8 protein-coding genes and 1 pseudogene are annotated in these 8904 nt (G+C 58.7%); 8 read left to right on the forward strand and 1 reads right to left on the reverse strand.

The genetic code is table 11. The features are described 5' to 3' along the window. From QZ329_RS13695 to QZ329_RS13710, 4 genes are all read left to right on the forward strand, one after another. On the forward strand, positions 1-1602 hold a 1602-nt coding region (locus QZ329_RS13695; protein WP_295753562.1), incomplete at its 5' end, for a VirD4-like conjugal transfer protein, CD1115 family. Continuing rightward, positions 1547-1897, forward strand: coding sequence for a formate hydrogenlyase (locus QZ329_RS13700; RefSeq protein WP_295753563.1), 351 nt, complete (start codon positions 1547-1549; stop codon positions 1895-1897). The genes QZ329_RS13695 and QZ329_RS13700, both read left to right, overlap by 56 nt. Before the next feature lie 22 nt (positions 1898-1919). Next, positions 1920-2384 carry a hypothetical protein gene (locus QZ329_RS13705; protein WP_295753564.1) on the forward strand — a complete coding sequence of 155 codons (465 nt, stop codon included), beginning with the start codon at positions 1920-1922 and terminating at the stop codon, positions 2382-2384. Then, positions 2384-3229, forward strand: coding sequence for a hypothetical protein (locus QZ329_RS13710; protein WP_295753565.1), 846 nt, complete (start codon positions 2384-2386; stop codon positions 3227-3229). Before QZ329_RS13705 ends, QZ329_RS13710 begins: the two co-directional genes overlap by 1 nt. Here the strand turns inward: QZ329_RS13710 and QZ329_RS13715 are convergent. Continuing rightward, the gene (locus QZ329_RS13715) at positions 3226-3561 is read right to left on the reverse strand and encodes a hypothetical protein (RefSeq protein ID WP_295753566.1); all 336 of its coding nucleotides are present in this window, start codon (positions 3559-3561) and stop codon (positions 3226-3228) included. The genes QZ329_RS13710 and QZ329_RS13715 overlap by 4 nt on opposite strands. Before the next feature lie 112 nt (positions 3562-3673). Between QZ329_RS13715 and QZ329_RS13720 the strand changes: the two genes are divergently transcribed. From QZ329_RS13720 to QZ329_RS13735, 4 genes and pseudogenes are all read left to right on the forward strand, one after another. Further along, on the forward strand, positions 3674-4081 hold the full coding sequence (locus tag QZ329_RS13720) for a DUF4313 domain-containing protein (RefSeq protein ID WP_295753567.1): 408 nt from the start codon (positions 3674-3676) through the stop codon (positions 4079-4081). 6 nt (positions 4082-4087) lie between these two features. Continuing rightward, a complete protein-coding gene (locus QZ329_RS13725; protein ID WP_365352167.1) occupies positions 4088-4441 on the forward strand; it encodes a PrgI family protein in 354 nt (117 codons plus the stop codon). Next, positions 4434-6776, forward strand: a complete 2343-nt coding sequence (locus QZ329_RS13730) for a VirB4-like conjugal transfer ATPase, CD1110 family (protein WP_295753568.1) — start codon at positions 4434-4436, stop codon at positions 6774-6776. Before QZ329_RS13725 ends, QZ329_RS13730 begins: the two co-directional genes overlap by 8 nt. A 1230-nt stretch (positions 6777-8006) precedes the next feature. Next, positions 8007-8904 (forward strand): annotated as a pseudogene (locus QZ329_RS13735) (hypothetical protein); the annotation flags it as partial.

Raw genomic sequence — 8904 nt, forward strand, 5'->3', positions numbered from 1 at the left:
TTCTGCACCGCCGCTTATATCCTGGCCCTGCTGTACCGCTCCGCCAACCAGGGCCGGACCCGTGACGGGGAGGAGCACGGCTCCGCCACCTGGGCCTCGCCCCGTGAGGTGAACGCGCAGTTCTCCCAAAAGGAGAATAAGCTCCTTACCCGGAACGTCCGCCTGGGGCTGGATACTCACAAGCACCGGAGGTCCCTGAATGTGCTGGTGATCGGCGGCTCCGGCGCGGGCAAGTCTCGCTCATATGTGAAGCCCAACATCCTGGAGGCGAACACAAATTATGTGGTCACGGACCCCAAGAGCGAGGTCCTGCTGGCCACGGGCGGCTGGTTGGAGCAGAACGGATACGACATCCGGGTACTGAATCTCGTCAATCTGGAGGAGAGCGACGGATATAATCCTTTTCGCTACATTCGGGACGAAAAGGACGCCTTGCGGCTGGTAAATAATCTGATTCAAGCCACTACGCCCAAGGGCAATCATGGCTCTGACCCCTTCTGGGAGAAGTCAGAAACGGCTCTGCTGCAAGCGGTTATTTTGATGCTGTGGCAGGAGGCCCCCGAGTATGAGCAGAACTTCTCCATGGTCATGCGGGTGCTGGAGTACGCCGAGGTCAAGGAGGAGGACGAGGAATACGTCTCTCCGCTGGATTTGCTCTTCCAATCTATCGAGCGGGAGAAGCCGGACAGCGTGGCGGTTAGGCAATACAAAGTGTTCAAAATGGCCGCCGGCAAGACCTCAAAATCCATCCTCGTGTCCACCGCTGTGCGGCTGGCAGCGTTCAATTTGCCCCAGATCAAGGCCATCACAGACCATGACGATATGGACCTTTATACGCTTGGGGAAAAGAAATGCGCCCTCTATGCCGTGATCCCGGATAATGATGGTTCCTTTAACTTTCTGGTGAGCCTGCTCTACGCCCAGGCGTTCCAGGCCCTCTACTACAGCGCCGACCAGATCCACCACGGGGCCCTGCCCTGCCACGTCCACTTCGTGCTGGACGAGTTCGCCGCTATGCCTCTGCCGGGCTTCACAAGGGAGCTGGCGACCATGCGTTCAAGGAACATTTCGGCGAGTACAATTATCCAGAATATGGCACAAATCAAGGAATTATATAAGGACTCGTGGGAAACAATTCCGGGCAATTCAGACACCATTTTGTACCTTGGAGGCAACGAATCCAGCACCCACGAGTACATTTCCAAGGCCCTCGGCAAAGCCACGATTGACACTCGGACTCACGGCCAGACCAAGGGAAAATCCGGCTCCTATTCCACAAATTTTCAGCAAAGTGGCCGTGAGCTTTTGACCCCAGATGAAGTGCGGATGCTGGACAACCGCTACGCCATCCTCTTCATCCGAGGCGCCAAGCCGGTCATGGACCTGAAGTATGAGCTGACCCAGCACCCCGCCATCTGCCACACCGTCGACGGAGGCGGGCCGCCCTACATCCACCACCAGAAGAAGCCCAAAAACTGGCTCCCAGGCAAACCGCTGTTTGACCTGGGAGCCGCTACTTTTGAACATGAAAAGGAGAATCCTGACTATGAAGAATCCCAAGACCCTCAAGCATTCCCTGACCAGAGAGCAGACAAAACTTGAACGCCGGGCCAAGCGGCTCTACGCCCTCGCCGCCTGCTTCCTGCTGGCTGTGACCGCCCTGGCCGTCCCCGCCCTCGCCGCCGACGATCCCCTGGCCGTCGTGCAAAAATTGTCTGATTTCATTTTCTCCCTCATCCGCGCCGTGGGCTTGATCCTGCTGGGCTACGGCATCCTCCAGGTGGGCCTGTCCTTCCAGTCCCACGACCCCTCTCAGCGCTCCAACGGCATCCTCACCATCGCGGGCGGCATTGTGATAACTTTTACAAAGGAAATTCTCACTTTAATCACCGGATAACAGTGGGAAGTGAGGAGATTCTATGACCTATGAAAACTTTTTAATCCGTGTTAAGGAACTGGCCCCCGGCTGTAAGCCGGAGGCCGTTCCCCGCTGGCGGGACTTTGCCGTGGAGTGTGTGGACTCGGAGCAGTTTGTTCGCTTCAAGCAGACGGCGGACAAAACCGCAGCCGTGGAGAAATGGCTGGACGTCATTTATTCGGGCCTCAAGGCCGTGCGGAAGGAGTGCGGGCCGGAGACTGTTGCCGCCATGGTAAACTTGGGCCTTGAACGGTGCTGTCTCTATCCCGGCGAAATGATGCAGGCGGCCCTCTGCCTGGAAAAGGGGGAAAACGGCAGGCAGATTTTTGAAAAAATTGAATCTGGGGAGATCGACTGTACCGACCTGTTCTCGCCGGTTTCCCGGAGAGAAGCTGAGGGCCGCCGGACCGTCCGGGAGCGCTTGACCGCTCTGAAAAAGCGAAAAGGGCGGGGAAAGGAGCGCTGATGGGAAGCGGCAATTGGATCGTGGACAACCTGAACTCCGCCCTGGGGACCTGGAACGGGAAGCTGGCGGAAATCTGGACCCTGCTCTCCACCGGCCCGGAGGAGTTCAAGGGCGGAGGCGTCTGGACGGTGATCGTGGGGATCAACGACGGCCTCAAGGCCATCGGCTACGCCCTGCTGGTGATCTTCTTCGTGATGGGCGTGGTCAAGACGTGTGGGAGTTTCACGGAACTTCGAAAGCCCGAGCAAGTGCTGAAGTGCTTCGTCCGCTTCGCCCTGGCCCAAGCGGCGGTGTCCCACGGCATGGAGCTGATGACGGCCCTGTTCACCGTGGGTCAGGGAATGGTAAACACTATCATGGGCGCCTCTGGGCTGTCGGCGCTTACAGATACCACCCTGCCTGATGAGATGGTCACCATCATCGAGGACGTGAGTTTCCTGGACAGCATCCCCCTGTGGGCCATCACCCTGCTGGGGTCCCTGTTCATTTGGGTGCTGTCTCTGGTGATGATCTTGACCGTCTATTCCCGCTTTTTTAAGCTCTATATGGCCACTGCTATCGCGCCCATTCCCCTGGCCAGCTTCGCGGGACAGCCCTCCAGCAACATCGGCGTTGCCTTTCTGAAAAGTTACGCCGCCATCTGTCTGGAGGGCTGTGTCATCGTTTTGGCCTGTGTGATTTTCTCCGCCTTCGCCTCCGCGCCCCCGGCCCTGTCGGACCCAAGTCTCGCGGCGGCGACCATCGTATGGAACTACGTGGGCGAACTGATTTTTAACATGCTGGTGCTGGTGGGCGCTATTAAAATGAGCGACCGGCTGATCCGGGAGCTGATGGGCCTCGGTTAAAACAGGCCCTCGGCGCTGACGGCGGACTCTCCTGTCAGTCTGGCCAGGCGGACCCGCCCGGCAAAGGCCCTCGCGGTAGTCCACTCGTCTCGCCAGTCTACCAGCAGTTCCCTCAAGCGCCGGGTCAGAGTAACTACCCAGGACAGAATTACGATGCCCACCATGGCAAACAGGATACCATCCGCCAGAGCGGCGTGGGCCTGATACCAGCTATGGAACACGGTGAGCATCAGGATGCTGTACAGCAGCGGGATGCCCAGCCGGAGTTTCAGGGCCAGCTGAAGCAGAAGCGGCAGCAGAGCAGCCCCGATCCCCAATATCATAAACGCCATATCGCAAACCCTCCTTTATTGGTTTGCTGCATCTTACCATAGGCGGACGGGCCTTGCAAGGGTCTGTCCGCCGATTTATTTACGCTGCGCCTGGCAGCGGGAAAGGAATAGAATGGACATCAAAACCGCACCTTTCCACAGTCCCTGTGGGGACCATGAACTCACTGTGACCGTATGCTCCTACGCCGTCAACAAACGGCTGGCAATCGACCTGCTCTGCAAAGAGGATGGATATTGGGAACCGTATGCGTTCCTGACGGTCAACCTGCCCGAGGTTCCGCTTCAAGCGAACGAGGCGTTTATCAAGGACTTCGACGAAAACGCCGGACTCTTGGATTTCGTCCTGAAAAACAAGCTGGGGAAGGTCCTTCCGGGCCAGGAGGGGCGCTCCGGCTTCTGTACTTACCCGAAGATTGCCTTTGATATGGAGAAGCTCCGGGAGTTTGACCCGGAGGGCACCGATAAGTATTTGCGCCAGTCTCAGCAGAAGAAACGTACCCCAAAACGGAAGGAACGGTGATACATTATAGAAGTCCGCATCAACAAAGAAGTCCGGGACTACCAGGAGAGCCTGTTCTTCGGGCTGTCCCTGCGCCAACTCCTGTTCGCCCTGCTGGCCGTGATCGTGGCCGTGGCCGTTTACTTCGGCCTGCGGAACACGGTAGGCAACGGGGAAATCGGCTGGGTCTGCGTCTTGGCGGCGTTTCCCTTCGCCCTCGGCGGCTTTTTTACCTACAACGGTATGACCCTGGAACGCTTCATCCTCGCTTTTATCCGCTCGGAATTTCTCTATCCCAAACGGCTCGTTTTCAAATCGGAAAACCTCTGCGCGAAGGCCCTCGAAAATTCTACCATCAAGGAGGCTTTACGGCTTGATTAAAACCCTACAAAACACCCTGAAACAAGATAAGGAAGGCTTCGACCTCCCCAAGTCCGTGCAGGACGCCATTCCCATCCGCCGCCTCTGGCCGGATGGGATTTTTCAGTTCGGAAGCAAATTCTCCAAGACCATCCGCTTCACGGATATCAACTACGCAATCGCCTCGAAGGAGGATAAAACGTCCATGTTCCTGGGCTACTCAGAACTGCTGAACGCCCTGGACACGGGCTCCACCACCAAGATCACCATCAACAATAAACGCCTGAACCGGCAGAACTTTGAGCAGGAAATACTCATTCCACGGCAGGACGACTACCTGGACGGCTACCGGGCGGAGTACAATTCCATGCTCATGGATAAGGTCACTGACAGCTCCAACAGTGTGGTCCAGGAACGGTACGTCACCCTGTCCGCCCACCGGAAAAACGTTGAGGAGGCCCGCGCCTTCTTCGACCGGGTGACGGCGGACGTGACCACCCGCCTCAGCCATTTGGACGCCCACAGCGAGGAACTGGACGCCGTGGAACGGCTGCGGGTCCTCCACGACTTCTACCGCACCGGAGAGGAGGCGGAATACCGTCTGGACCTCCACGACCTCATGCGGAAGGGCCACAGTTTCAAGGATAGCATCTGCCCGGACAGCCTGGAGTTCAAAAAGGACCATTTCGTCATGGGCGGCAAGTTCGGACGGGTACTGTTCCTCAAGGAGTATGCCAGTTACATCAAGGACAGCATGATCTCCGAGCTGACGGCCCTGAACCGGACCATGATGCTGTCCATTGACGTGATTCCCGTTCCCACCGACGAGGCCGTCCGGGAGATGCAGAACCGGCTCCTGGGTGTGGAGACCAATGTCACCAACTGGCAGCGGCGGCAGAATAACAACAATAATTTCTCCGCCGTGGTGCCCTATGATCTGGAACAGCAGAGAAAAGAAACCAGGGAGATGCTGGACGACCTCACCACCCGCGACCAGCGAATGATGTTCGCCGTGGTGACTCTGGTGCATCTGGCCGACAGCAAGGAGGAGCTGGACAGCGACACGGAAACCCTCCAATCCGCCGCCCGGAAGCACCTGTGCCAGCTGGCCACGCTGAACTGGCAGCAGGCCGACGGGCTCACCACTGCCCTGCCTCTGGGCCTGCGGAGGATCGATACTCTGCGGACCCTGACCACGGAGGCCCTGGCCGTCCTCATGCCCTTCAAGGCCCAGGAGATTCGGGACCAGGGCGGAATTTACTATGGGCAGAACGTGATCTCGAAGAACCTGATTGTCGCTAACCGGAAGGAGCTGCTGAACGGAAACGGCTTCGTGCTGGGCGTCTCCGGCTCCGGCAAATCCTTCACCGCCAAGGAGGAGATCGCCGGGGTTGCCCTCTCCACGGAAGACGACATCATCGTAATCGATCCCGAAAGCGAATATGGGCCGCTCATTGAGGGCCTGGGCGGCGAGGTGGTCAATATCTCCGCTACCTCCCGGAACCACATCAATGCCATGGACATGGAGCAGGGCTACGGCGACGGGGAAAACCCCGTGGTGCTGAAGTCCGAATTTCTGCTGTCTCTCTGTGAGCAGCTCGTCGGCTCCGGGAAGCTCTCTGCCAAGGAGAAATCCATCATCGACCGCTGCACCGCCGGGGTGTACCACGATTACATCCGAAGCGGCTACCGGGGTGCAGCTCCCACCCTCAAAGACTTCCACGCCGAACTGCTCCGGCAGACGGAGGCGGAGGCCCGCGACGTGGCCCTGGCAATTGAGCTGTTCACTGAGGGCAGCTTGAACACCTTTGCCAAGCCCTCCAACGTGGACACCAATTCCCGGATTCTCTGCTACGATATCCGGGACCTGGGCAAGCAGCTTCTGCCCGTGGGGATGCTGGTGGTGCTGGACAGTATCTTTAACCGGGTAATCCGAAACCGTCAGCTTGGGAAAAACACCTGGGTCTATGTCGACGAAATATACCTTCTTTTCCAGCACGAATACAGCGCAAATTTCCTCTTTACTCTCTGGAAGCGGGTCCGAAAGTACGGTGCCTGCTGTACGGGAATCACGCAGAACCTGGATGATCTGCTCCAGTCCCATACGGCCCGGACCATGCTGGCGAACAGTGAGTTCCTGGTTATGCTGAACCAGGCGGCGACGGACCGGGCGGAGCTGGCCCAGCTTTTGAACATCTCTGATAATCAATTGAGCTACATCACAAATGTGGACTCGGGCCGGGGACTCATCAAGTGCGGCAGTACCATCGTGCCCTTTATGAATACCTTCCCGAAAAATACCCGGCTGTACAAATTGATGTCCACCAAGTTCATGGAGCAGATAGATGCAACCTGATTTCGCAGAAAAGGGCCGCAGACGCGGCCCTTTTTCTCGTCCGGGAGGTGAGCGTAAATCGACAAAATCAAAGAGAAAAAGCCTGGCAAAAAGGGCCTGAAGGAGCGGGCGGCGTCCGCCCCCAGGCAGCTTCTGCGCCGTGGGCTGGACGATGGAACGGAACGGCTCCATGGCCAGTTCCGGGAGGCCAGCCAGAGGGGTCAGAGGGATGATTACGGTGGCGACCGGATTGAGGATACCGCCTGGAGCGGGGCCCGTCGGGCGGAGCGCGGCATTGAAAAGCTGCTGAAGAAGAAACGAAGCGGCAGGGACCGGGGTCCGGAGGCGGAACCTGTTTCCTTCGCCGATTTTCCGGAGGCTGAATCGCCGCCGGATACCTCCGCCACTGCCGATCCGCCCAGGCAGGGAGGCAGGAGAGAGCATGCGCGGATCAAGACCAGGGAGGCCGTTGCTGGACAGCATGAAACTCCGCAAACGACTGCCCGGCAACGGCTCCAACATCCCGCAGCTCCAGCCAATCCGGCCCAATCCGTTTCGGAAAAGCCGATTCATTTGCGGACGGACCCGCCGACAATCAAGACCAGGGAAAGTGCCCGGCAGGACGTTCGCATCCATGGGGATGCGGCTTTGCCGGATGTAAAATCTTCGGTTCCTGACAAGAGCTCGCCCCGCTCTAAAATCCAAGAGATTCGCCAGATCTTCCGCCGCAGAGCATCCCCTGCTCCCGGCCAACGCCAAGCGGACTCTAATTTACAGCCACGGCAATCGCAGCCGCTTCCTTCGCCGGAAAAGGCGGCCAAGGGAACCTCTATCCGCCAGCAGGCTCCGGCTGTCAAAACGAAGGAAGTCTGGCTCCAACATCAGGCTGTCTCCCCGGCAGAATCGCCAGCCCAGGCACACGCCCAGGGCGGGTGTGAGTTCATCCGGGAACAGGGCCGCAAGGAGGCAGTGCGGCGGATAGAGCTGCGGCGATCCAAGGCGAAGGACAATCCGATGGTTCATGCTTGCGGTGAGAAAACTGAGCTTCAAAGCGGAACCTTTGGGGAATCCCCTCGCCCTTCGATTCCTGACGTTCCTTCTTCCTCCTCGCCATCCCGGGGCTGGGGAAGCCCCGGTACCGCCAGCACTAGAGCGGAGCGGTCTGCCAAGCGGACGGCGAAAAGGGCTGCTTCCAAAGGGGAAAAGGCCGTCAAGGCGTCCAGGGTAGGAATCAAAAACTCCCGTCATGCGGTGAAGGCGGCGGACCGTTCCGCCAGGGCGGCGCAGAAGACTGCTCAGGCCACGGCGAAGGCCCCACAGCGGGCCGTAAAGGCCGCCCGTGCCACGGCAAAGGCCGGAGCGGCCACCGCCAGGGAGGCGGCAAAGGCCAGCCTTGCGGCCATCAAAGGGGCCGTCGCGGCGGCCCAGGAGCTGATCGCCGCCCTCGCCGCTGGGGGCTGGGCCGTGGTGGCGGTGGTGCTGGTCCTCTGCATGGTGGGTCTCCTGATTGCCTCGCCCTTCGGACTGTTCTTCTCCAATGCGGAGGGGAATGGCAGCGGCATCCCCCAGGCGGTGGCCCAGATCAACGGGGAATTTACCGCCCGGATTGAGCAGATCAAGGAGGAAACGCCCCACGACATCCTCGACCTGGACAACGACGCCGTGGCCGCAGTCCTGGATAACTGGTGCAATGTTTTGGCGGTCTACGCTGTGCGGGCCTCGGCGGACGGTGGTTCCCCCAGTGGATTGGACGGGCTGACGGCGGAAAATCTCGCTCTCCTGCGGGAAGTCTTCTGGGACATGAATCAGATTTCCAGCTTTACGGAGACCGTGCCGAAAGGGGAAGACGAAACGGAAATTGTTCTCCATATCACCGCCGTCGTGAAAACGCCCCAGGAGATGGCGGTGGAGTACGGCTTCACCGATGAGCGGAAAGAGCTGTTGGAGGAACTGCTGAAGCCGGAATACCAAGAGCTGTTCCAGACCCTGATCGGCAGCAGCCAGGACCTCACGCTCTCCGTGGAACAAGTACAGGAAATTCTGGACAGTCTGCCCGACGATCTCAGCGAGGAACGGCGGCAGGTCATTTTGACAGCCTATCAGCTTCTTGGGAAAGTGAATTATTTCTGGGGAGGCAAAAGCCTTGTCC

This window comes from uncultured Oscillibacter sp. (assembly GCF_910579365.1).
Lineage (GTDB): Bacteria > Bacillota > Clostridia > Oscillospirales > Oscillospiraceae > Oscillibacter.

Coding starts and splice junctions, on each gene's coding strand:
- QZ329_RS13705 (WP_295753564.1), top strand. CDS start 1,920: ATGACCTATGAAAACTTTTTAATCCGTGTTAAGGAACTGGCCCCCGGC.
- QZ329_RS13720 (WP_295753567.1), top strand. CDS start 3,674: ATGGACATCAAAACCGCACCTTTCCACAGTCCCTGTGGGGACCATGAA.
- QZ329_RS13715 (WP_295753566.1), bottom strand. CDS start 3,561: ATGGCGTTTATGATATTGGGGATCGGGGCTGCTCTGCTGCCGCTTCTG.
- QZ329_RS13710 (WP_295753565.1), top strand. CDS start 2,384: ATGGGAAGCGGCAATTGGATCGTGGACAACCTGAACTCCGCCCTGGGG.
- QZ329_RS13700 (WP_295753563.1), top strand. CDS start 1,547: ATGAAGAATCCCAAGACCCTCAAGCATTCCCTGACCAGAGAGCAGACA.